Annotated in this window: 17 protein-coding genes, 2 tRNA genes and 1 pseudogene; 7 read left to right on the top strand and 13 right to left on the bottom strand. The window is 36.3% G+C overall.

Annotated features, from left to right (window positions below; translation table 11 throughout):
- Position 1: 1 nt before the first annotated feature.
- The 3 genes from ACFIKE_RS01155 to ACFIKE_RS01165 form a co-directional block, all read right to left on the bottom strand.
- Positions 2–76 (bottom strand) — tRNA-Val (locus ACFIKE_RS01155).
- A 96-nt stretch (positions 77–172) separates the two neighbouring features.
- Entirely contained in the window at positions 173–535 is a 363-nt protein-coding gene (gene cpdR / locus ACFIKE_RS01160) for a cell cycle two-component system response regulator CpdR (RefSeq protein ID WP_005773448.1), read from the bottom strand.
- 791 nt (positions 536–1,326) lie between these two features.
- Complete coding sequence (locus ACFIKE_RS01165) at positions 1,327–2,244, bottom strand: alpha/beta hydrolase (RefSeq protein WP_375648207.1); 918 nt, start codon at positions 2,242–2,244, stop codon at positions 1,327–1,329.
- A 280-nt stretch (positions 2,245–2,524) separates the two neighbouring features.
- Here ACFIKE_RS01165 and ACFIKE_RS01170 point away from each other — a divergent pair, with 280 nt between their 5' ends.
- Complete coding sequence (locus ACFIKE_RS01170) at positions 2,525–2,992, top strand: Hsp20 family protein (protein ID WP_375648208.1); 468 nt, start codon at positions 2,525–2,527, stop codon at positions 2,990–2,992.
- 260 nt (positions 2,993–3,252) lie between these two features.
- Here ACFIKE_RS01170 and ACFIKE_RS01175 read toward each other — a convergent pair.
- Positions 3,253–3,329: transfer RNA gene (locus tag ACFIKE_RS01175), tRNA-Pro, on the bottom strand.
- A gap of 606 nt (positions 3,330–3,935) precedes the next feature.
- On the opposite strand from ACFIKE_RS01175, the gene ACFIKE_RS01180 reads away from it, so the two are divergent.
- Entirely contained in the window at positions 3,936–4,301 is a 366-nt protein-coding gene (locus ACFIKE_RS01180) for an iron-sulfur cluster assembly accessory protein (protein WP_015856470.1), read from the top strand.
- A gap of 70 nt (positions 4,302–4,371) precedes the next feature.
- Here the strand turns inward: ACFIKE_RS01180 and mazG are convergent, their stop codons facing one another.
- The 8 genes from mazG to ACFIKE_RS01220 all read right to left on the bottom strand — a co-directional run bounded on the left by mazG (position 4,372) and on the right by ACFIKE_RS01220 (position 17,759).
- Complete coding sequence (gene mazG / locus ACFIKE_RS01185) at positions 4,372–5,187, bottom strand: nucleoside triphosphate pyrophosphohydrolase (RefSeq protein WP_375626442.1); 816 nt, start codon at positions 5,185–5,187, stop codon at positions 4,372–4,374.
- A gap of 33 nt (positions 5,188–5,220) precedes the next feature.
- Complete coding sequence (locus ACFIKE_RS01190) at positions 5,221–6,150, bottom strand: lipid A biosynthesis lauroyl acyltransferase (protein ID WP_375627364.1); 930 nt, start codon at positions 6,148–6,150, stop codon at positions 5,221–5,223.
- Between the two features lie 6 nt (positions 6,151–6,156).
- On the bottom strand, positions 6,157–7,185 hold the full coding sequence (locus tag ACFIKE_RS01195) for a zinc-binding dehydrogenase (RefSeq protein ID WP_375626444.1): 1,029 nt from the start codon (positions 7,183–7,185) through the stop codon (positions 6,157–6,159).
- A 58-nt stretch (positions 7,186–7,243) separates the two neighbouring features.
- Complete coding sequence (locus tag ACFIKE_RS01200; protein WP_375626446.1) at positions 7,244–8,518, bottom strand: beta-ketoacyl-ACP synthase; 1,275 nt, start codon at positions 8,516–8,518, stop codon at positions 7,244–7,246.
- A 14-nt stretch (positions 8,519–8,532) separates the two neighbouring features.
- Positions 8,533–9,708, bottom strand: coding sequence for a beta-ketoacyl-ACP synthase (locus tag ACFIKE_RS01205; RefSeq protein WP_375648209.1), 1,176 nt, complete (start codon positions 9,706–9,708; stop codon positions 8,533–8,535).
- 10 nt (positions 9,709–9,718) lie between these two features.
- Positions 9,719–10,003 carry an acyl carrier protein gene (locus tag ACFIKE_RS01210; RefSeq protein WP_005773457.1) on the bottom strand — a complete coding sequence of 95 codons (285 nt, stop codon included), beginning with the start codon at positions 10,001–10,003 and terminating at the stop codon, positions 9,719–9,721.
- Between the two features lie 189 nt (positions 10,004–10,192).
- Entirely contained in the window at positions 10,193–12,511 is a 2,319-nt protein-coding gene (locus tag ACFIKE_RS01215) for an NADP-dependent malic enzyme (protein ID WP_375648210.1), read from the bottom strand.
- A gap of 688 nt (positions 12,512–13,199) precedes the next feature.
- Complete coding sequence (locus ACFIKE_RS01220; RefSeq protein ID WP_375648211.1) at positions 13,200–17,759, bottom strand: hypothetical protein; 4,560 nt, start codon at positions 17,757–17,759, stop codon at positions 13,200–13,202.
- A 656-nt stretch (positions 17,760–18,415) separates the two neighbouring features.
- On the opposite strand from ACFIKE_RS01220, the gene hfq reads away from it, so the two are divergent.
- The 4 genes from hfq to ACFIKE_RS01240 all read left to right on the top strand — a co-directional run bounded on the left by hfq (position 18,416) and on the right by ACFIKE_RS01240 (position 23,246).
- The gene (hfq, locus tag ACFIKE_RS01225) at positions 18,416–18,655 is read left to right on the top strand and encodes an RNA chaperone Hfq (RefSeq protein ID WP_005773461.1); all 240 of its coding nucleotides are present in this window, start codon (positions 18,416–18,418) and stop codon (positions 18,653–18,655) included.
- A gap of 54 nt (positions 18,656–18,709) precedes the next feature.
- On the top strand, positions 18,710–20,047 hold the full coding sequence (gene hflX, locus ACFIKE_RS01230) for a GTPase HflX (protein ID WP_375627354.1): 1,338 nt from the start codon (positions 18,710–18,712) through the stop codon (positions 20,045–20,047).
- A gap of 149 nt (positions 20,048–20,196) precedes the next feature.
- Entirely contained in the window at positions 20,197–22,023 is a 1,827-nt protein-coding gene (locus tag ACFIKE_RS01235; protein WP_375627355.1) for a hypothetical protein, read from the top strand.
- A gap of 131 nt (positions 22,024–22,154) precedes the next feature.
- A complete protein-coding gene (locus ACFIKE_RS01240; RefSeq protein WP_375648212.1) occupies positions 22,155–23,246 on the top strand; it encodes a COX15/CtaA family protein in 1,092 nt (363 codons plus the stop codon).
- Positions 23,247–23,256: 10 nt separating this feature from the next.
- Here the strand turns inward: ACFIKE_RS01240 and argC are convergent, their stop codons facing one another.
- Positions 23,257–24,201, bottom strand: coding sequence for an N-acetyl-gamma-glutamyl-phosphate reductase (gene argC, locus ACFIKE_RS01245; protein ID WP_375626461.1), 945 nt, complete (start codon positions 24,199–24,201; stop codon positions 23,257–23,259).
- A gap of 321 nt (positions 24,202–24,522) precedes the next feature.
- Here argC and glyA point away from each other — a divergent pair.
- Positions 24,523–24,989: pseudogene (glyA, locus tag ACFIKE_RS01250) on the top strand (serine hydroxymethyltransferase); the annotation flags it as partial.

The raw sequence follows: 24,989 nt of genomic DNA on the forward strand, positions 1-24,989 counted from the left end.
ATGGTGGGCGTGACAGGGATTGAACCTGTGACCCCTACGATGTCAACGTAGTGCTCTCCCGCTGAGCTACACGCCCATTCATTGATGTTGCATACACCATATAGAATGACAAACGTCAATGCCTAATTTCGTTTTCTCTTTCAACAGATGCAAATAACTTAAAAAATACTTTTTAAGCAGCGATAAGGATCTTTTCAACCTCATTGACGAGTTCACGTAAGTGAAATGGCTTAGAGAGAACCTTTGCATCAGGAGGGGCATCACTATTTGAATTGAGTGCTACCGCTGCAAAACCTGTAATGAACATTACTCGTAAATCGGGGTCAATCTCAGTAGCACGTCGTGCGAGTTCGATTCCGTCCATCTCTGGCATCACAATATCAGTCAGGAGAAGGGAAAATGGCTCTTCTTGTAAACGTTCATACGCGCTAATACCATTATCGAAATCGGCGACTTCGTAGCCTGCACGTTCTAAGGCTTTTACGAGAAAGCGACGCATATCGTTATCATCTTCTGCGAGCAGGATTCGTTTCATGATTATGTTCCAATGGCTCCATTTGTCAGAGTTTTGCCGCATCAATTATACAATATAGAGTATTTATAAAAAAGACGGTAAAATGCTCATAATTGAAATGAATGGCAAAATGGTTAATTCTTACATTCTTATTCAGAATACAGCATATTCGTTGTGAGTTGGTTAAATTCAAAATATATGTGATTTTGAAAAAAGAAGGGGTTCTCTAGAACTTTTAAGGTGATTCATTGCTATCTTTTAAATTCGCTGATTGTTATCAGAATTTCATTAAAAAACTTATGAAAACCGTTACTGTAGGGACTTGCTATATCGAGAAATTAGAAGAATATTATGTTAATTTATTGTTTTTAAAAAGTTCTCCTAAAAATAGAAATTTTATAGTTATTTGTTTTTATAGAGATTTGTAATAAATATTATAAATGCGCTTTATTTTCAGTTTTTTTCCTTAAATAGATAAAAACTATTATTTTTCTAAATATAATATTAAATTAACACTTAATAATATATCAAAAATAGTATTTTGATGATTTATTTATAAATATGTATCATGCTATATTAAGATAGATTTATTATCTTCATTTTTATTAATTATACAAAATATTTTTATTTATATAATAGTTTTTATTAGAATGCCTGGTGAATATTTAGGTCATGGCTTGCCTGTAGAGGCTAGAAAACGAATCATATGAGTGGTTGGAAAGTAAAATCCGTTATATTAAGAAGTGTTTGTAGATCCAACACTCGTAGAAATTTACTTTTTTGATGGGGCGGGGCGGAATTAAGATTTTGTGTTATTTTACAGATACATTATCGGGAATAAATGCATCAAATGCTGCCCAAAATTGCTTTTTATAATCTTCGTTAACCATAATTGTATCCAGTTCAGCACCTTTAATAGTAATACTTTCTGTCAGACGTGTGTGTTGGCATAATTGCCGTACTTCAATGTTGTTTGCAATATTGTTTTGATTGGCAAGAATAAAGAGTGTTGGGATTCGTAAATCTCCGTGAAGTACATTTCTCTTCACAGAATCAATCACATTAAATACCGATGCCATCCATTGGGATGTTGGGGGCTTAATGGAATGGAACGGCACTTTATGCATGTGTCCCAATTGTATATTGTTTTGTTTTGTTTTGTTTAATTTTTTCCCATCTTTCGCTGGTATAAAGCCAAGACCTATATCAGAAAGAAATTGTGTTAATTTATGTTGAAAACCATTCGTTTTATTACCGAATGGAGCAAAAAGGGGAGAAACACAGAGCAATTTATTAAACCGATGATTAATGAGATCTAATCCGCTAAGTGCCATCAATCCACCTATACCATAGGCGAGCATAGAGTAAGGAGGCGGACAATTAGGATAAACAATATTTTTAAGAAATTCATATAAGTCATTAATATCACTATTTATATCAAAACAATGATGTCGGCTTTGTTTTCTTATCTTGAAGGATTTTTTTTCTTGATCAAACCAGTCAAATATTGCTGTATGAAAACCGCGGTTAGAAATTTCATTTATTAATAAAAAATATTTTTCTAAAGTACTTGCGTAGCTTTTTAGAATAACAATTGTTCCCTTAGATTTTTCCACCTCAGGATATGTTATCGCAAAACGAATTTCGTGATCTATTGCTATTTTAAGAGTACCATGATGGATATTAGGAGGAGTGGAAGCCCAGTCTATGGGATAAATAGGTGTTTCCAATTGAAATCCTTTACAGTGTATTTGCCGCTTAGTGCAACGTGAGATAATGAGAGGACTTTGACATTTATGTAATGAAGAAAAAGGATTTAAAAAGGGGTATATTGCTTTTTAGATAGTTTTTATCAATTTAGGTTCCAAAGAGTTGAAATAAAGAAAAACAATTACCAGATAATATAGTGTGGTTGCCATGATGGGGCCGCAGGTTCACAAGTAAGTTTGCCATTTGGGAACTTTGTGAATTGATTGTTAAATTATAGTCGCTCTAGAGGAGGGCAATATTATGCGTCAGGTAGATTTTTCACCATTTTATCGTTCCACAGTAGGTTTTGATCATCTTTTTAACTGGTTTGATTCTAGAACACAACCAAATGAAGTTTCTTCTTATCCCCCTTATAATATCGAGCGTTTAACTGAAGATTCTTATAGAATTTCTATGGCTGTTGCTGGTTTCTCTCAAGATGAAATTGATATTGAAACGCATTGTAACCAGCTGATCGTTAAGGGAGACAGAAAGTCTGAAAATGATGATGAAGAGCGAGAATTCCTTTATCGAGGCATTGCTTCGCGTGCTTTTGAACGGCGTTTTCATTTGGCTGATCATGTTAAGGTTATTGGAGCAGAACTTGGAGATGGGCTTCTTCATATTCAGCTTAAAAGGGAAATGCCAGCTGAATTAAAACCCAAAAAAATAACCGTACAGATGTCACTATCCATTACAAAAAATGATAACAGTGATATTGTCGTGTAGGAAAATTTAGAAAATATGAGACCGAATAATTATAAATTTTTCTGAAGAATAAAAAACGCGAGGCAAAAGGTCTCGCGTTTTGTGTGTGTTCTCCTCAGAACGAAGCTTATTTTAATAAAACCGCTTATTTCGAGTTTATGATAAAATGTTATTGAACATTATTCTACGTTGAAGAAAAAATCCATGTATGTGCTAATTGAAATGCATGATAATCCACTTTTTAAGTAAGCTTATTTTTTTATTTTATAGCATTTAAAAAATGGTCGGAGCGGCGGGATTTGAACCCACGACCCCTTGACCCCCAGTCAAGTGCGCTACCAAGCTGCGCTACGCTCCGAGTTTGTGTAAAACGATTAAATGACTGTTTCTTTAAAGGCAAGAGAAAAAATAAACAGAATAAAATCTAAAATGCTCTTGCACTTAGAGCTTTTGAAAGTAAAAATTTTAGACATCACTATTTTGTTATCAATTCAAGATACATAACGAATCTGTAAAATTCTTTGTAATCATTAAATTTTTAGCTCTATAGTTAATAGATCTATGCATTTAATTACTTTTGCAGATTGTGAAGGGTAAGATTGGTGGCTTTAGGGGTATGAATTGGAGAAGGGGGGAGCAAATGAGTACGGGAGGTATATTTTTTCCTTATCTAATCGTTACTTTTCTAAAAAGATAAAGATTTTCAAAAGGAGAGGATGGAATGTATGGTATTGAAACGTTTTCCTTTGTTTAGAGTTTTTATAGACGAGGTATTTTGCGTTTTATGTGGACAAAAAATTGTAAGTTCTGGATTGTATAATCATAAATCTCATTTTACGGGTACGCGTTTTTATCCAAATAAACAAGGTCAGAATACTTTAATTTATGTTTTGTTGTTTTTTTTCTAAAATACTATAGAGGAAAAACTTTCAAAGTGTCTATTGAACTAAGAAAAGAGTAAATGATGAGCCGTTTTTCGGTAATAAATTTGACAGAAGCAGCAGTGGATCGTGTTAAAGCGATTATGGATGCAAAAGATGCACAGGGTATTCTTGTTGGTATCAAAAAAGGTGGTTGTGCAGGGATGGAGTATACAATTACTCTTGTCAAAGAAAAGGGGATAGATGCGGATGTTGTTGAAGTGAATGGTGCCCGTGTTTTCGTAGCACATGATGCGGTGTTATTTTTATTAGGGACGCAGATGGATTATGAAGTGACAACGCTTCGTTCTGGTTTTGTCTTTAAAAATCCTAATCAAGTTTCAGCATGTGGGTGTGGCGAATCGGTGGAACTTCGTCCTGCTACGCAGGATCAATATAAAACAAATTGAGCTGAGCTGAATTATAATTCAGTAATTTTAGAGGAACTTGTTCTTTGAGGTAGAAGAAATCTAGTATTTTTTATTGTTCATTTTTAGCTTGCTTCCAAAGCGCTTCCATTTCATTCAGGGATGCGTCAGTGAGTGTTTTAGATTGAGTGGATAGCTTTTCTTCAATATAGGCAAAACGGTTTCGAAATTTTATATTCGTTTTTTTTAATGCTTTTTGTGAATCTATCCCTAAGTGGCGTGCGAGATTAAGGAGAATAAAGTAGAGATCTCCAAACTCTTCTTCTATCTCTGAATTTTGTTTATTTTTGATGGCTTCTTTAAGCTCTTCGAGTTCTTCTTCTATTTTTTCAAAAACTTTATCACTTTTTTTCCAATCAAAACCTACTTTAGCTGCTGCTTCTTGTAAAGAAAGTGCTTCTTGGTTTGCTGGCTGGATTTGTTTTACTTGTGCGAGTATGCTTGTGGAGGAATTGTTGTTTTTTTCTTCGCACAAACTTTTTTGTTCAACCTGTTCTCTTTTTTTTATATATTCCCACTCCTCTTTTATAAATCCTCGTTTTTTTTGCTCGGCATTTCCAAAAACGTGAGAATGGCGTCGAATCATTTTTGCCGTGATTGCATAAACAACATCTTCAAAAGTAAAGCTGCCTTCTTCTTGTGCAATGGTAGCATGATAGATAACTTGTAAAAGGAGATCTCCAAGTTCTTCACAGAGATCCTTTCGGTTTTTTCGTTCAATGGCATCGATGACTTCGTAAACTTCTTCGAGCATATAGGGTATGAGGGATTCAAAAGTTTGTTTTTTATGCCAGATACAACCGCTATCAGAATTTCGTAATGCAGTGATAATTGCAACGAGATCTTTGATGTCTTTTGAGGCTAACATTTGCACTTCCTTTGTAAGCAATAGAGCCTTATGTTAGATGTCCCAACGTCTATGTAACCACATCCATTGTCCAGGATATTCACGGACCCAAGATTCAACAATATCATTTAATTTTTGCGTAGAAGCAGCTATATCGATATCATTTTTTTCATCACGTGGAAGTTCTATATGTTCATATAATTCTAAACGATGACGTCCATTGGGCAAACGAATACAACGTGCTGGATAAATATCACAGTCATATTGTCGAGCAAGTTTTATAATTAAGGGATTTGTTTTAAGAGGTCTGTTAAAAAATGTTCCCATGATACCGCGGCGAAATTTTTGATCAACGAGCATACCAACATTTTCACCTTCTTCTAATTTGGCTGCTAGTGCCCATGCTGCACCGGCCTTGGAGGGAATAAGATGCCCCATAGAAGTTTGTCGTGCTTTAAGGACTCGTTTGGCAACATAGGGATTATTGGGTGGTCTAAATAATACCGTAACATTAAGATCAAAACTTTGTGCACAAATAGGCAGAAGTTCAAAATTTCCAGTATGTGCGGTGAAAAAAATATGTGGTTTTTTTTCATTTTTTAATCGCTCAAATATTTCAACGCCTTTAACTTCAATGAAACCTGGCTCGTCCGCATGAGGATCAAAATCAAAAATTTTATCAAGAAAAATATATTCGGCTAGGAAACGTCCTATATTTTCCCACATTTCTATTGCAATCGCATGGAGTTCTTGCTCTGTTTTTTCTGGATATGCACCTCTAAGATTTGTAAGTGTGATTTGATGACGATGTAAAAGGGGACCAATTTTTTTTACCAACCAAGAAAAAAAAGAGACTCCCATTTTGGCAGGAAAGCATTTTAGAATAAATAAAGAACCAAAGAGCAGATACGCCCATAACAAGTAGGATATTTTTTTAGCTATAATTTTAATAAGATATATGAGATTTTTAAGAGAAAGCTTCATCATGATTTAATCGACTTTAAGGATAATTTTACCAAAAACATCACGACTCTCCATTCGTTTTAAAGCTGTATCAATTTCATCCAGCCCAACAATTGTATCAATGACAGGGTGTACGGCTTTTTGTGCCATTTTTTGCATGGCATTTTTCATATTTTCCATACGGCAGCCAAATGAACCGAATATCTTAAGCTGTTGCTGGAATAATTGCATGAGATTTATTGGTGCTGAAACACCAGAGGTAGAACCGCAAGTCACTAAGCGTGCTCCTTTTTTCATACATAACAAAGAACCGTTCCATGTATCTACACCAACATGCTCAAAAACAACGTCAACACCTTTTTTTTGGGTTAATTTACGCACTATACCTTCAAAACGATCTTTACGATAATTAATCACATGATCTGCTCCAAGAGAGTGTGCTTTTGCAATTTTTTCATCTGAACCTACAGTTGTGATAACTGTACAGCCCATGTGTTTTGCAAGTTGAATGGCTGCAGAGCCAATACCTGAACCACCAGCCTGTATCAGGATTGTTTCTCCTGCTTGTAGTTTTGCGTTATCGAAAAGCATATGTTCTACGGTACCAAAAGTAATTGGAGCAACCGCTGCCTGCAATTCATCACATTGAGGAGGTGATGGAACTAATAAACGTGCTGGCAAATTGACAAGCTCACACGCAAATCCATCAAGGTGAAAACCGTAGACTCCCTTTACATGGCTGCAAAGATTATCCCGTCCTTCATGACAAGCTTGGCATACTCCGCAGGTTTGTGCACCATAAATTGAGACAATCTGTCCAAGTTGGAGATGTTCAACGCCATCTCCTATTTGTATAACCTCACCAGAGGCTTCTGCACCAATGATGAGTGGCATTTTTCTTTTCGCAAAAGCCATGCCACGCCATCCCCATACATCAATATGATTAAGAGCAACGGCTTTTATCCGCACAGTTACTTCACCTAGACTAGGTGAAGATGGCGGGGAAATATTAGTGATTTCAAGCCGACGATCATCGAAGAGCTGCAGTGCACGCATTACCATCCCCTTTAAATATGTTATTAGGTTAGCGTTATAAAATTTTATTATTAAAGGATTATCCTTTATATGCAGTGATGACAAGACTCATATTTTGACCACCAAATCCAAATGAGTTGGACAAAACCGCATTGACACAGGCTTTACGGCTATGATGAGGAACAACATCTAAAGGGATAGCAGGGTCAGGATTATCATAATTTATTGTAGGTGGAAGTATCCCCGATTGAATGGTTAAAAGCGAAAAAACCGCTTCTATTGCACCAGCAGCAGTTAATGTATGCCCAATCATTGATTTATTAGAAGAGACTGGAATATGCTCTAAAAGATCACCGAATACTGTTGATAATGCAAGATATTCCATTTTCTCATTTTCAGGTGTTGAAGTTCCATGTGCATTAATATAATCAATTTCATTGATGGTTATTTTTGCATCGTCTAAAGCTTTGCGAACGGATTCAATTGCTGGTGATGCATCGGGTTTTGAACGTGTACGGTGAAAATCATCGGCTGTTTCTCCGCAGCCAGCTAAAATTCCTAAAACTGTAGCATTACGGTTTAATGCGCTTTGAAGAGATTCAAGAACAAAAGCACCTGAGCCTTCTGCCATAACAAATCCATCTCGATCACGGCTAAAGGGTTTTGCTGCTTTTTCAGCAGGATCATTTTGGGTTGAAAGAGCGGATAGTAACGAAAAACGGATGAGAGATTCTGCTGAAACTGATCCATCTGTCGCAATTATGAGAGCTCGATTTGTCTCTCCCCGTCTAATAGACTCAACACCTAATTGAATTGCTGTTGCACCAGATGCACAAGCAGTGGAAAGTGTAACAGGAAGTCCTTTTGTGCCAAATGTTTTTTGAAGTTTTTCTGCAATTGCACCAAATTGTGTGGTTTCAAAAAGCGTTTCATGGAGTTTATCCTTACAGACTTTAAGAAGATGTGCATAAGAAGGTTCATTATTGAATTCTTGCTCTTGATCAAGACTAAAACGTGCGGTCCATTCAAGTTCAACAGGAGGAGCTGCTAGAAAGAGTGGTCCATTAAAATTTTTTATATCAATAGCAGCTTGTTCCAAAGCTTCTTCAGCAGCAAGATGTGCAAGCTTCTCAGAAAGAGCTGAAGCACCAAGTGTACTTTCTTTGAGAAAATCAATTGTTCCAGCAATATATGTATTTAATCCCTCAACGGGAAAACGTGTTATTTTGTGGATACCGCTTATACCGCTTGTTAATTTTTGCCAATTTTCATGTTTCCCTTGTCCCAGTGATGTGACAATGCCTGCCCCAGTTATTGCGACAAGTGGACGCCCAAAATGATCATGATATTTCACGATAGAAATCCCCTTCAAACAGCTGTAAGACGCACAATACCTTCAGCTCTTTTTATGCCAATAGTTGTAACAAATATTTCACGTACTTCTTTAGAAAAAGGTTTTTCATGAGGACTTAACGCTGGAAAACAGTGGTTTTTTTCAATTGAAAGTGCTGCAAGAGCTAGAGCTAGAGGAAATTGTGCTTCCCGCATATAACCAAATAATGTTGTAATGCCACGGTAAGATAGATCAGCATCATCAAGAGCATTTTGTTCTGCTTTTGTTGCTTCGTGAGCTCCTGAGGCTGCTGAAATGGCTAGGGCAGATTTAGCACTCGCAGTTTTTAACATTGTTGCAATTGATTCTCTAAGTGGAATTTTGGTTCTATCTGTTTGGTCTGTAATAATTTGGCTAATTTCAGCATAAGCACGTGCGTTGCGCTTTTCTGCATGTTCTCCACTTTCAAGAACTAGGAAGATACCACCAGAACCGGCTATAATACCGCCGCCGGGGTGGATTTCACGATTCCACACTGGGCTCCATCCATTATGGGTTAAAAGACCACCAAGCTCATGCGCCAACAACATATCATAACTTTGTGCATTATAGGAACCTCCTACAAGAGCATGGGTACTTTGACCTGATTTAATACGAGCTACAGCAATTTGAAGCGCAGAAAGCCCACTACCTTCTTCTCCCATAAATGTACGAGATGATCCAGTGACTTTATGAACAATTGAAATGTTTCCTGCCAAAAGGTTTGAAAGTTGTGCTAAAAATAATGTTGGACGAAGTTCGGTTGAAAGAGCAACATTTAACATAGAAGCATGATCGGCAACTGTGCGCGCTTTAGAAAGAATCTGTGTATCAACAGTAATATCACGCTCTCCTCCACTTGCTGCTACGATCATATCCATTGTTGAAGTGAGTTGTTCATTATTTTTCATGCCAGCATCATCAAGAGCAAGACCTGCCGCATAGGTACCAAGACGCTGCCATGTTCCCATTTGCCGTTGATCACTTTTTTTAGGAATTTGTAAACTCCAATCAATTTCGGGCAATTTATGAACCGTGTAGGGTAAAAAAGTTGTACAATCTAGGTTTGGTGTACGGATTGGATCATTTAAGAGATTCCAATGTTGATCAGTTCCTTCCCCCAGAGAGCTTATGATTCCTATGCCAGTGATGAATACAGATTGATCATGCATGGTGAAAAAACTATTCCGCCTGTTTTAAGGCAACGAGATCATCAATTTTTGCACAAAGGTTTTTAAGAACAAAGTATTCTTCTGTTGCAACAGTACCTTCGTTGACTTCTTGTGTCCATTGTTCTAGAGGGACTTTTATTCCGAAAGCTTTATCAATAGCGAAAACAATATCAAGAAAATCAAGACTGTCGATTCCTAGATCGTCAATTGTATGACTTTCAGGTGTAATTGTATTGCGATCAATTTCACTGATTTCTGCAATGATATCAGCAACTTTATCAAACGTGGAAGGCAATGTACGGATTCCTTATTATAGAGTTAGTAAATTCAAAATACATTTAATATTGTTCTTCTAGCCTTTTTTTTATTTTAAAAAAAGACTTAATCCAGAATATAGCTGTCTTTATCTATAGAGATAAGAGGTTTACAGTACATGAAACACTATATCTCAATTTTTAAAAAACTTTGAAATTTTATTGCGCATTTATTTTACGAGACTATTTTTTCTATTGGCCGCAAGGACAGCAAGGGCTGTTATATTAACAACTCCCCGTGAAGTTACTGAAGGCGTTAAGATATGGGCGGGACGTGCTGCCCCGATTAGAATAGGACCAACATGGAGTGCATTTGTGAGGCTTTTAACAGTGTTGAGCGTGATATTGGCTGCATCAAGTGTTGGAAAGACAAGCAAATTAGCTTCACTTTTAAGACGAGAATCAGGAAAAACACGATCACGAAAAACTTTGGAAAGAGCAGTATCACCATGCATTTCACCATCTGCTTCTAATTCAGGGTGTAATTTGGCAAGAATTTCTGTTGCACGTCGCATTTTACGCGCACTTTCTGTGTTTTTAGAACCAAAGTTTGAGTGTGATAATAAGGCTGCTTTTGGTGTTATTCCAAATGCTTCAACTTCTTGAGCTGCCAATACAGTCATTTCAGCGATTTCTTCTGCAGAAGGATTTTCATTGACGTAAGTATCTGTGAGGAAAAGAGTACGTTGTTGAGAGATAAGCAAACTCATAGCAGAAAAACGGTGAACATTAGGATCAAGACCAATAATTTGTTCAATTAATTCAAGTTGACGTTCAAAACGTCCTTCTAAGCCGCAAATCATTGCATCTGCTTCTTCACGCATGACAGCAAGGGCAGCAATAGCCGTTGTTGATGTTCTCACTACTGTTTTTGCCATTTCAGGTGTAACACCACGTCTTCCTGTATAATGAAAAAATAAATTAACATAATCACGAAAACGTGGATCATCTTCAGGGTTTGTTAATTCAAAATCTATACCGGGACGAATTCTTAAACCAAAGCGTTTTAATCTTGCTTCTACGACATGTGGACGGCCGATAAGGAGGGGCGTTGCTGTTTGTTCTTCAATGACAACTTGTGCTGCACGAAGGACGCGTTCATCTTCACCATTGGCATAGATGACGCGTTTACGTTTTGCTGTTTTTGCTGCAGCAAAAACAGGTTTCATTGTTAAACCAGAAAGAAAGACAAATCGATTGAGAATATCATAGTAGGCTTCCATATCCTCAATGGGACGAATGGCGACACCAGTTGCCATTGCTGCTTTAGCAACAGCGGGAGCAATACGCAGTATTAAACGCGGATCAAAAGGAGAGGGGATTAGATAATCTGGTCCAAAATTGGGTGGTTCTTTTGAGTATGCACGTGCTACAACATCTGAAGTTTCTTCACGTGCAAGGGCAGCAATCGCATGAACAGCGGCCATTTTCATTTCTTCATTAATTGCACTAGCACCTACGTCTAATGCACCACGGAAGATATAGGGAAAACAAAGGACATTATTAACTTGATTGGGATAATCAGAGCGTCCTGTGCAGATCATTGCATCTGGCCGTATAGAGCGTGCTTCTTCAGGCATAATTTCTGGTACTGGATTAGCCAGCGCTAAAATGAGAGGATTTTGAGCCATTCTTTTAAGATATTCAGGCTTTAAAACACCACCCGCAGATAGGCCTAGAAAAATATCCGCATCATCAATAATATCAGATAAAGTTCGTGCGTTCGTTTTTTGTGCGTAATTGATTTTCCAACGATCCATAAGGGTCTTGCGACCTTCATAAACAACACCCTCTAAGTCACTAAGCCAAATATTTTCAACTTTTGCCCCAAGACGAACCAAAAGATTAAGACAAGCTAGGGCAGCAGCACCTGCACCTGAGGTAACTATTTTTGCATTTTCAATTTTTTTTCCTGAAAGATTTAGGGCATTTAATACTGCCGCAGAAACAATAATGGCAGTTCCATGTTGGTCATCATGAAAAACTGGAATATTCATTTTAGCACGAAGTTTTTCTTCGATGTCAAAACATTCAGGAGCCTTAATGTCTTCAAGATTAATACCACCAAATGTAGGTTCTAAGGTCGATATTGTTTGCACCATTTGTTCTATATCGGATGCATCAATTTCAATATCAAAAACATCAATATTCGCAAATTTTTTAAATAAAACGGCTTTGCCTTCCATAACTGGCTTTGAAGCGAGTGGACCAATGTTTCCTAAACCAAGAACAGCAGTTCCATTGGATATAACAGCGACTAAATTAGCACGGGAGGTATATTGGGCAGCAAGAGTGGGATCTTCATGAATCGCAAGACATGGTGCTGCAACGCCTGGAGAATAAGCAAGAGCTAAATCACGTTGATTATCAAGAGGTTTTGTTGCTTGTATTTCCAATTTTCCAGGTTTTGGGTGTTGGTGATAAAAAAGTGCGGCACTGTCAAGTTCAGCTTTTGGTGAACTGAAATCACTATTTCGTTCTCTAGACATTTTTATGATATCCAAGTTAGCGTATGTGTATATGAGATGTTCCATCTACGATAAGGTTTTGTCCACTAATAGATCCTCATTTCTCTGAATATCAAAATGCATGAGCATGAGCAAATTCTTCTGGATCGTAAAACCAGTTTGATGATTCTTTTTGTCTGTGTGCATGAATAATTTCATTGATAGTGGCACATTTGTTTTTCTCTCCTTAATAAAACTCGTAAAAATTGATTAGTTTACGAAAAAATAAAATATTTTCTAACGATTACATTATCAAGCCATTATTTTTTTGCAATGTTTACAAAATAAGGAAAGAACAGAAGAGCGTTTCCTATTAATTTCATCCGTTTTTTATAAAATATATATTTTATTTAAAGTTTTATACGGAGGTAGAAGAAAGTTTAAATAACAATTTGTAATTTATAAATTGTTTATTCAGCTATTTTAAAGGAGACTGGAACGTTGAGAATGGAAGTTGTGTTGTTTATCATTTTTAGAATGATATGTTGTTTGATAAGTTATTACGCTTCTTTAGGTTATTGCTTAGGATATCAAAGAAAACCGCATGCCAATTATCTCAGTCTTTGAAGTACAAAGCTACAGTTGAAAGAAAAGTACTCTATGATGAGCGATTAAAACAACTGAAGAGAGAAAAGTGGAAAAAATATTTTTTCCACTTTTCTTAATTTGTTTATTGGATTCGACCACTTGCATGAGCAAGCATAGTATAAACTTTTCCGGTATCTGATATCAGATATTTGCGAACTGAGTTGGAAGAACCAGAACTGCGCAATATATCACGTAAGAGCTTTTCGAAATCTGTAACATATTGATTCACTGAACGTTTAAACTCAAAATCGCTCATATATTTTCTCTTGATCATTTCAAATATTTTTTTCCCATTTAAGGTATAAAGGCGTTCTGTTACGATGTTTTTTTGTCCACGTTGATAATGATCCCATAGCTCAACAATGGCATTGTGATTAATAGCTTGCACTATACCAGAAGCTAATGAATTAAGAGAGTTGTCTGCAGGAGATGGTTTTGTTTGCACTGATGTTAAAACATCATCACTAGGGAGAGTATCATAAAATGTTTCTTCACGTGAAGCTCTTTCTAAGAGATTTGACACCCATTTATTTGGTCTTTTTTTGCTTTGATCTTGTTGCAAAATAGGCTTAGGTGGTACGATCTTTTTAACGGACTCAGTGGAATTTTCACCTCTTTGATTAAACATTGAGGATGTAGGAAATGCCGATATCAGCTGTTCTTTTGCGCCCTTTTGATCATTTTGTATCACACTGACTAGATCTTGTAACGCTGTAATCTGTTCATTCAAAGCTGTACGAATTGTTTGCGTTGTTTCTTTTGTCTTCTCTGGAAGTTTTTTAACATTTTCATTGATATCATTATTAATCTTTGAAAGCTCCAAACGAACTTCGTCAGCGGAGCGACGTATATCTTCTGCTGCTTCTGAAAAACGCGCCGATGCTTCACTAACAAGCCTATTAAGTGATTGTTGGAATGAATTTGTAGAGTTACGCGCATTCTTATCAGAGCGTTCAAGTGCTAAGTTGAAGATTTTTTCATAATGCCCAATCATTTGATTAATTTCATGAGACTTTGAAACAAGAGCATCGCTTAATAGAGAAAGTGTATTATGTTTTTCTTCAAGTGTTGCGCTAAGTGAATTTTCAGACTGTTCCAGAACATGAATAGTTTGGGAAAGTGTCTTTGCATGTTCACCAAAACTGCTTGTTATATGATTAATTTGTTCAAAGGTACTTTTTGAAAGTCCTTGCATAATTTCAACATTATTATTGAGCGCCTGATTTGAGGCTGATAAACGCTCTGCTATTTGGTCCGTGTTGCGGAAAAAATTATTCGTACTCTCATTAAACTGACCATCAATATTTTGAACAGTTGATAATAAAACATTACTATTTTCGTGAAAATTGTAAATTGATTGATTCAACTGTGTTAAGATGGATGAGACATTATTAACAAGCTCTTCCTTCATAACCGTTATTGTTTGAAGTGTTTCAGAGTTGGCTTTGGTTAAGCTATTCACTAAAGATTCATTATGTGCATAAATTCTTTGTTCAGCATCTTGTGTGGAAAGAGAGAGTTGTTCACCGATATGCTGTGTTAAAGAATCTATTGATTCTGTCGTATTTTGCGCTGCTTGATTTAAGTGATTTGTAAGCTCTGTTATTTTTCCAACATGTTTTGAAATTTGTGTTGTTGTTTGATTTCCAGCATCTTCCAGACGGCTCGTTACATCAGAGAGCTGATATCCTAAATTATTTTTAAGATTTTGCATAGAGTGATGAAGAACATCACAACGTTCATTAAGGACTTGCTCTATTGCTGTTGTTGATGTGTGAATAGTTTCATTCAATAATGCTTGTGCATTATGACTGGCTGTTGCGAAAGCTTCGACAGTATGCGCTGTTTGTTCAGACAGAACGGACAGAACTTTTTCACTGGTATCATAAACAGTTTTTTTGACATTTGATACAATGCGATTGCCTGATTCTGAGAGAATATTTTCTGCTTGTGCAGTAACATTTGTAACAGATGAAAGAATTTGTTCACTCGTAGAAGAAAGAATATCAGAAGCTTTTATAATCTTATTATGCAGGTTATCTGTAACTATATTAACAGAGTCTTCTAAGGTTACACGCATATTGTCAACACTGCTTTCCAGTGCTTGTTGAATTATCTGACTTTGCTCATTATTAAGCATGAGAGACGTTTTTAACGTGTCAGAACGTTCCTCAATAACAGATGTTTGCATATCAATGGCTTCACAGATTTGGCTAAATTTTTCAGATAAGGTTTCCTCTAGCGTTGTTGTTCGTTCAAAAATTTTGTGTGCACGATCTTCTAGATCTGTATCGAATGATTCCATACGTGTTTCAAGGGTTTCAAAGAAAACACCACTCGATTGAGAGAGAGTGTTCTTTAAAATTTCGGCATGGTTTTCAAGGTTTTTGATATGATCTTGAACCGTTTCAGTAATGTTCTTATTATTGGCGACAATTGCACTTTCAACTAAATCTATTTGTTGTTTCAATGCAACATCGACACGTATATCACTTTTTGCAATGAGATTATGGATTGTTTCCATGCGTTGCTCAAGTGTGCGTGCTTGATCGGCAAGAACTTCATTGAGAGAAAAACTATTAATCGCTAAAGAGTCACGCAGAGCATCGGCACGGATATCAATGTTTCTCGCTTGTGCTTCTAAAGCATCTTGGGTTGTATTGCAGCTTTGTACAATGACATCTTGTAGTTTTTCAGTGCATTGAATGATGTTTGTAATATGATTTTCAGCTTGTTTATCAACGACTTGAATATTGTCAGCCAAAACTTTTTCAATATGAGAAGTGTTTTGGGACAAGACATCAATTTGATTTCTTAATGTATCCGCAATTTTATTCTTCTCGTTATCGAGCATGTCTGCCATAAGAGCTCGTTGATCAGAAAGTTGTACTTTAAAATCTTGTGAACGTTCTTGGATGATATCAACAATGGCATTGTCGACATACTGAATTTCTTCTCTCAGGCTTTCTTTACTTTTATCAATTGCAGAAAGAATAGCTTCACGTCCATTTGTAAATGCATGGGTAATGTCTGCTGTTTTTTCTTGGAGGTTTTCATTTATTTTCAAGACATGAGATTCCAAGAAGTTACCAAGTTTTTCAGCATTATCCTCTAAAGCCTGACTGCGTTCTATAAAGGAATCAATGATGGAATCACTATGTTCTTTAAGAGAAAGATCAACAGTGGCTAAACGTTGTTCAAAGGCTCCAATTGCTTGCGAGGTTACGTTATCAAATTTAGAAGAGAGTTTATGTGCTTGGTCGTCGAGCTTTAAGATCTTCTCATCAAAATTCTGTAGAGATTGATTATTACGATCAATAAGAGCTTGATCCAAGGCTTTAAACTTTTCATCGACAGCGTGCAAAGTTTGATCTGTTACTGCTTGTATATGTGTGGCAATTTTAGCAACATGTACTTCCGCTTTTTCAGCTGTTTCATTAAAGGTTTTTTCTATTTGCTTTTCATTATGATCAAATCGTTTTGAAAAACCATCGAAGTTTTTTCCTAATTCATGAAAAAATTCTGTGTTTTTCTGCTGAATTTGTGTTGTTGTTTCGTTAAATTTTTCAACAAGCTGATTTGTTACGCCATCACCGGCATAGGAAAGTTTTTCAACAAGGTCTTCACCTTGTTTTTGTAAAGTTTGAGAGAGAGTTTGTGCAAGCTTCTCAACATTGGTTACAATTTTAGAGGTAACTAAACCAAATTCATCACTCAGTTGTTCTTGGGTTCCTTTAATTGTTGATTGTACGCGATCTGCGTGATTCAAAATGGCGATGCGTTCATTGCTCAATTCTTTGATTAATGTGTGAATACGTGATTCATTCTCAGCATAGGCTTGTTCTAGGTTGTGAACTTCACCTTGTATGATTGCTTCAAGTTCAACAGCACGTCCGAGGGTACGTTCAATACCTTCGTTCATTGCCGCTACTTCTTCACGAATGGTTTGCCCTATAGCAATAGCTTGTTTTTCAGATAAATGTTGTGGTTCACTAAGGCGCTGCGCAGCATTTGTCATAAGAAGAGCAATATTATGCAAGTCGTTTGAACGTTTTGTTAATTGAGCAACGCCCCAAGATATAAGGATAGGAATTGCTGTTCCGGCTGCTACAGCGAGTCCTGTTGGGGATGTAACAAAAGTGCTGATATTGGATAAGGAGCTGAGTCCGGTAGGTGCGAGCTTATGCGCAATAAAAGCTCCTCCCGTTGCCCATAAAGCACTAAGCGCTGTTGTATACCAGTAGACTCGAGAGGAAGAACGCTGCTTTAATAGTCCAAAATTTACAGGGGTTGTTATATCATCATTTGCAGGAAGAAGTTTTGTAGATAACAATGTATTATGAACAGTCCCACCTGAAATATCAGGTGAAGGTTTTGGAGCAAAAAGCTGTTCAACAACGGATTTATCAACAACAGCTTCATCATGAATATTAGAAACAAAAGTTGACGTACCGTTTTCAGCAAAGAATTCTTCTTCTGCCATTGCAATTTTTTGAATCAGATCATCGACATTAACAATATTTTCAGAATTATTTGATGATATTGTTTCAAATTCTGTGTCATTGAAATCAAAGTTCATAGCTTTTGTGAGGGCTTCTTCAACTTCAACTTCAAATGTTTGCAATTTGGTTCTGCGTGCCATACTCGCCTCGTACTCTTACAGACGGAAAAGGGATACGTCCTCTTCCACATAATCTCTACATACTAGCTGTTAATTATTTAGAAAGGAATATGCTTAGGGAAAAATTTTAAAAACTTATCAAGATAAAGTTAACGCGGTTTCTTATACCCTGTTTAAAAATGTTATAAAATATAGTAAAAACAATTTATTATTTGAATCTAACAAAAACAAAAATACTGTTTACAACTTGTGTTTATAAAAAACTTTATAAGCCGCTAGTCTTTGAAACAAGGATAATTTAATAGCCGTTATATACACAGTTAAGGTGCGAACACCTCTCTATTAATACCGATGATCGTTAATAAATATTGTTGTCCGTTTACTTTTATTGATTCTAAACGAAGCAGATTCATCATCACATATAGTCTGTAATAGCTTAGGATATATAAAAGTATGCCTTTGGACTGTAAGATTATAAAAGAATAAACGTGGAAAAATTTTTAATTTAATATAGCTTTTTGTAAGTTGCGCTTTATTATTGCCTTAAAGAGCCGTTTTTTCTCTAATTTCAGTTGTTTGTTGCTAAATTTTGAAGCTTCTACGTTGACAATTAGATATTTTTCAGTCGATATGCATGCACGAATATTTTATGCAATCGAGATGAAGGTGTAAGAATAATGGCAGAGCGATCACAACACCTGCAAGATGTGTTTTTAAATACGGTGCGTAAGCAAAAAATTTCCCTTACAATTTTTCTTGTCAATGGCGTTAAACTCACGGGTATTGTAACTTCATTTGATAATTTTTGTGTTCTTTTGCGCCGAGATGGACATGCGCAATTGGTTTATAAGCATGCTATTTCTACGATTATGCCTGGACAGCCTGTGCAGATGTTTGAGGGTGAAAGTCCTGAGTAAACATATCATTTTAAGATAAACCTCTTATCCCATTTTAAAAGTACTTAGATTGCTATGATAAATAAAAATGAGAGATTAGGAGGGGTGTTTTCGCAGAATACAGGGCAGGTGCGCGCACTTGTTTTGATACCGATTTTTCAAGAAAATAGAAGTGAAAGCTCTTTGAGAGAGTGTTCTATATCTTCTCGTGTTAAAGAGTCATTAGGCTTAGCGCGTGCTATAAGGTTAGAAGTTGTTAATTATGAAACGGTTAATATTGCAACGCCTCGCTCTGCGACTCTCTTTGGAAAAGGTAAAGTAGATGCGTTAACCTGTTATATAGATGAATATTCTATTGAGCTTACGATTGTAGATCACTTTTTAACGCCAGTACAGCAGCGTAATTTAGAAAAATTATGGAATTGCAAAGTTATCGATAGAACGGCTTTGATTCTTGAAATTTTTGGGGATCGTGCACGAACAAAAGAAGGAGTTTTGCAAGTAGAGTTAGCGCATTTGTCTTATCAAAAAGGGCGACTTGTGCGTAGTTGGACGCACTTGGAAAGGCAACGGGGGGGACGTGGCTTTCTAGGTGGACCTGGTGAAACGCAAATTGAAGCAGACAGGCGTCTTTTACAAGAGAAAATTATTCGTATTCGACGCGAATTGGAAACGGTTATTAAAACACGTGCACTACATAGAGCAAAAAGGAAAAAAACATCTTATCCTGTTGTGGCACTGGTAGGATATACGAATACAGGAAAATCAACTCTCTTTAACCGTTTAAGTGGTGCAGATGTATTAGCAAAGAATATGTTATTTGCAACGCTTGATCCGACTTTGCGCAAAGTTGTTCTTCCCCATGGAAAAACTATTCTTTTGTCTGATACTGTAGGGTTTATTTCTAACTTGCCAACAAATTTGATTGCAGCTTTTAGAGCAACCCTTGAAGAAGTGGTTGAAGCGGATCTCATTCTTCATGTAAGAGATATGTCAGATCTTGATCATCGTGCACATGCTCAAGATGTTTTAGAAGTGCTTTCAAGTCTTGATATCGATATTGATGATATGGAGCATATCATAGAGGTTTGGAATAAGATTGATATGTTGGATGAGCAGGCATTGAATGTTTTACAAACAAGCGCAAAAACACGATTAAATCCTGCTCTCATGGTATCAGCGCTTAAGGGGGATGGACTCGATCAATTATTAAGAGCCATTGAAAAGCGAATTTTTGGAGAGGTGCAAAGCATTGAATATCTTTTAAAACCTCATGAAATGTCGCTTATCGATTGGTTTTATGAAAACTCTTCGGAAATAATGCAAGAAGGACATGATGATGGGTCTGTTACCATTAGAGCCGTTATTACTTCTGAAGCAAAAAAACAATTAGAGAACATCAAAAAAATATGAATTAAGTTCTTTAAAGCTATTGCTGAACATTTGTGCTTAAATTTTATGTTTTTATTATCTGAAAATAATATGACAGCAAGTTAAGAGGATAGTTACTACTTTCTCTTAATAAAACAATATGAAGAAGTATTTTGCTGGTTAAAATAAAGATGAGTCTTAAGTGTAATAAAAGACTATTCCTACGTACTGTATGGCGAAGCATTTTGATTGTTTTGCTATTACAAATGCTATGTATATCTTTGATTTGGTTGTATTATTTTTTTCAGCCCCGTGGTTACCAAGCAACTTTAATATTTTCATTATCTGATTCTGTAGGAAAACCGTTACCAATCAAAAAGCAAGACAATGTTATCGCTTTTTTGTTTTCACAGCCTATGTTCTTCAATGATTCGCAATTTTCTTTAAGTGCTTTTAATAAGAAAAAAAATCATGAAAATATCCGTTTATCGCGTCGTGGTGATTTTATCGATTTGACTTTTGAAGCTGAGACACTTGAAGCAGCTCAACGTGGGTTGGAAACTTGGTTTTCCGCATTTTCACAAGCAATCATAAAACAGAAACAATTCTTGTTAAATGATAAATTAGAAGACAAACAATATGATAATACTGCAATCGTTAATATCATGCAGGGATTTCGTACATCTGTTGAGTCTTTTATTCAGCAGGGTGTAAAACAAACAGAGCTTCATGATCTTTCTATGCAATTAACGGAAGCAACTTTAAAGCGTATTCATTTAACAAGTTTGAACTCAACGATTAACGCGATGCGTGAAAAGGGACAGTCTTTATTGTCTTTATCGTTTATTGCAGGTAATTCAGCAATTGTTGCTCTGGAATCTAAACGTGATCTTTTGGAAACGCAAAGAGCACATATGGCGGTGCAATTGGGGTGGACACATCCTCAAATTAAAGCAATGACTGCGGAATTAGAAACAGTTTCTCATCAATTAAAAAATAAAATTTTACAAATCGTTTATCAAGTTCATTCAGATGAGGTTATTGCAACGGAATTAGAAAAACAGCTCAAAAAAAGAATGAACTTTTTTGTAAAAGATCAATCCCAATCTTTGAATGAAATATTTAACGAGTTTGAAAATAAAATAAAAGCAGCAGTCGATGCACAAAATAAAGCGATGAGTAAGTCTGCTCAACGAAGAGAAAAAATTATTGGTTCATATCGGAGATTGAGTGATAATCCTCTTCTTTTACAAAACACAAATATCCACGTGGTTATGCCAACAACGTTAGCACCAATTTCTTTTATGGCTCTTTATGGAAAAAATATTTTTGTGAGTGCATTGGCTAGCTTCCTTACTCTTTTACTAGGAATATTGTTATTTTATCCGTGCTTTAAAAGCAAAAAAGATCAACCTTCAGAAGAGGATTTGAGATCAAAAGAAAATGCTCTTAAGAAGAACGAGAGTATTTTAGTCTCTCAAGAAATGAAAAATCTTGAAGCTTTTATTACGATAGAGGGATTATCTGATGTTTTGAAATGGCGTGCTTCAACCATTATTTCAATCATTGGACCAGAGGCTGCACGGACAGCGGCAAAGCTTTCACTTCATCTCACAAAAGAGAACAAAACAATTCTGTTGGTCGATATTTCTGGTCAACAAATAGAGAAGGTCATTGGTCCACATCGCGGACTGAGTGATATTTTAACGGGCAATGCCCAGCTGCATGATGTTATTTACCGTGATTATGATACGGGGGTTGATATTCTTCCTCAGGGGTTAACAAGTGCTATTTCTGCACAAGATTTTTCAAATGACATTTCTCATATATTACAAGAATTTAAAAAAGAATATGATTTTATCATTCTAGAGATGGCAAGCGAACCAAAATATGGATTTGAGCAATTTGCAGAGCTAACAGACTATTATATTTGTAAGACTGTTCTTAATGAACAAGAATGGATGATGCGGATGGTAAGCAGCTTTCCAAAGGCTGTTTATCGCGTTGTTGCATCATAAACTTTATAAAAAAGAAATATGTATCGCATGTTATAGTGGTACGCTTGTTTTTTGCTAAAGTTATAGTACATACTAGAATACACAATGATTTGATGTTTAAATTTTAAAATGCATTGTAGTTGGAGAGAAGCGTGGGGCAATCAGAGATGGCAGTAAAGAGATTAAACAATAGCATTTTAACGCCCGTGCAAAAGAAAAATAGAAAACAAATACAGGTGTGGCTTTACTCTATTTTATTGCTTTGTTTAGCAATTGTCTTAGTAGGTGGCGCTACTCGTTTGACGGGATCAGGATTATCTATAACGGAATGGAAGCCAATACACGGCGTTATTCCACCGATTGGTGTGGATCAATGGCAAGAGGAATTTTTAAAATATCAACAGATAGCACAATATAAGCTGCTTAATCCTGATATGACCTTAAGTGCTTTTAAGGTCATATTTTGGTGGGAATGGGCGCATCGTGTTCTTGGGCGTCTTGTTGGTCTTGTCGCTTTATTGGGGCTCATTTGGTTTTGGGCGACTAAGCGTGTTGAAAAAAATATCTTACTCCCGCTTATTGTCGTGCCTATTCTTATCGCCTTTCAAGGCTTTATTGGTTGGTGGATGGTTGCTTCAGGGATTGGGCAAAGTAATTTAACAAGTGTGAGCCAATATCGTTTGGCATTTCATCTTATAACGGCATGTTTTGTTATTGTTTTTGTTACTTATTTATCTCGAGGACTTGCAGAATATTCAGAAAAGCCAGCAAATAAAAAGGTGCAATATTTTGCGGCTTGGCTTGTTGTTCTCGTTTTGATAGAGATTTATTTCGGAGCTTTGGTTGCAGGGCTTCATGCTGGAAAAGTCTATAATACATGGCCTCTTATGGATGGGCAGATTATTCCTGATGGTTTGTTGCAGCTTCGTCCTGTTTGGCTCAATTTATTCGAAAATTCATTAATGGTTCAATTTATTCATCGATTTTTTGCTTATTTTGTATTTATTGTTTCAGTTGTTCATGCTTTCTATGTACAAAAAAACATTCCACATTCAACCCATTCTCGTCGTGCATTTCTTATCTGTGTTATGATTATTATCCAAGCACTCTTGGGTATCTTAACACTGTTACATGAGGTTCCGATAAGTTTAGGGCTCATTCACCAAAGTATGGCACTAGCAGTGTTATGTTTTGCGGTTGCGCACTGGCGAGCAACGAAAGGGGCATATCGCGTTGTTGAATAAAAGTTTGTATTTATAGGGAGTTTAAGTTGCTTGAAAGCATTAAATCGAGGTTCTGGATAGCCGCAGCTGATGCGCCTTTTCCTAAATTATCGAATATGGCGCTGAGATTAAAAATACCTTCACGATCATTTCCAAATACGAACAGTTTCATATTATCTTTATTGGCTAAACACTCTGGATTAAGTCTTTGAAGTGAAGCAGTTTCTTCTTGTGATGCAACTAAAATGGTATTTTGTCCATCGTAATGGTTTGCGAGAATTTCGCGCAAATCAGAACAGTTTGCTGATTTTGTGAATAAATGGCGATGCAGAGGAAGATTCACAATCATTCCTTGGGGAAAACGACCAACACTTGGTATGAAAATTGGGGTTTGGTTGATTTGTCCATAGATTTTAATTTCTGGCACATGTTTGTGTTCAAGATTAAGACCATAGATAAAATAATTGTTCTGAATATTTTGTTGAGATTGATTTTCCATTTCTAAAATCAACTGTTTTCCACCACCAGTATAGCCGGAGATTGCATTAATCGAGATGGGATAATAGGCGTCTAGCAGTCCTGCTTCACGGAGTGGGCGAATCAAACTAATGGCACCGGTAGGATAGCACCCGGGATTGGTTACATAATGTGCTGCTTGGATGCGCTTTCTTTGTCCTGTTGTCATTTCAGGAAAACCGTAAACCCAGTCTGGTGCAACACGGTGGGCTGTCGAGCTATCAATAATCCTAATGTTTTTATTTTTTTTAAGCCAATGAACTGTTTCGCGTGCAGCATCATCTGGAAGACACAAAATAGCAATATCGGCTTGATTAAGATAGTCTTGTCGCAGATGGACATTATGGCGATCTTTATGAGCAAGAGAGAGTAGTTTTAAATCTGTACGCCCCTCTAAGCGTTTTTGTATTTGTAGTCCGGTTGTGCCATGTTCACCATCAATAAAAACTTTAGTTAGCATTCTTATTTGCCTTGTATTAACTTTGCCTATTATATTCAGTTTTTCACATTATAAATTATTTTTAATCATTAAATTATTGAATTTCTTTAGATTATAGATACCTTTTGTAAAAGGTGTAAACAAATAAGAGTGTAAAAAAAGAAATGTAATCTCATTTTTTACCATTCTTGAGAGGGAAGTTTTTTGTTTTTTTTATAACAAAGAATAAGATAAATATTTGCGTCATTATTTTTGAGTGTAAGCGGTTTAAAATGTTTGGTTTGCATGGTTTGCTGTGTTATCGTTCAGTGATTTTATTTTTTTATGTTAGGAATGTGTTTTATGACTCAGCAAGAAAATGACGCACAAAAGCGCTTTTTTAATGATAATTTACAAACTGTTGATGGTGCAATCTTTGATGCAATTAGAGGGGAGTTTGAGCGTCAACAACATGAAATTGAGCTGATTGCTTCAGAGAATATTGTTTCAAGAGCGGTTCTTGAAGCGCAGGGGTCTGTTTTAACTAATAAGTATGCAGAAGGTTATCCAAGAAAGCGCTACTATGGCGGGTGTCAATTTGTTGATGTCGTTGAAGATTTAGCCATTGAAAGGGCAAAACAGCTTTTTGGTGCTGCTTTTGCGAATGTACAGCCTAATTCTGGTAGCCAAATGAATCAAGCTGTCTTTTTAGCTTTACTTCAGCCTGGTGACACATTTATGGGATTAGACTTAAATGCTGGTGGTCACCTTACGCATGGTTCATCTGTTAATATGTCAGGAAAATGGTTTGATGTTGTTTCCTATGGTGT

The organism is Bartonella sp. MU70NMGDW, assembly GCF_042194085.1.
GTDB classification, from domain to species: Bacteria; Pseudomonadota; Alphaproteobacteria; order Rhizobiales; family Rhizobiaceae; genus Bartonella; species Bartonella grahamii.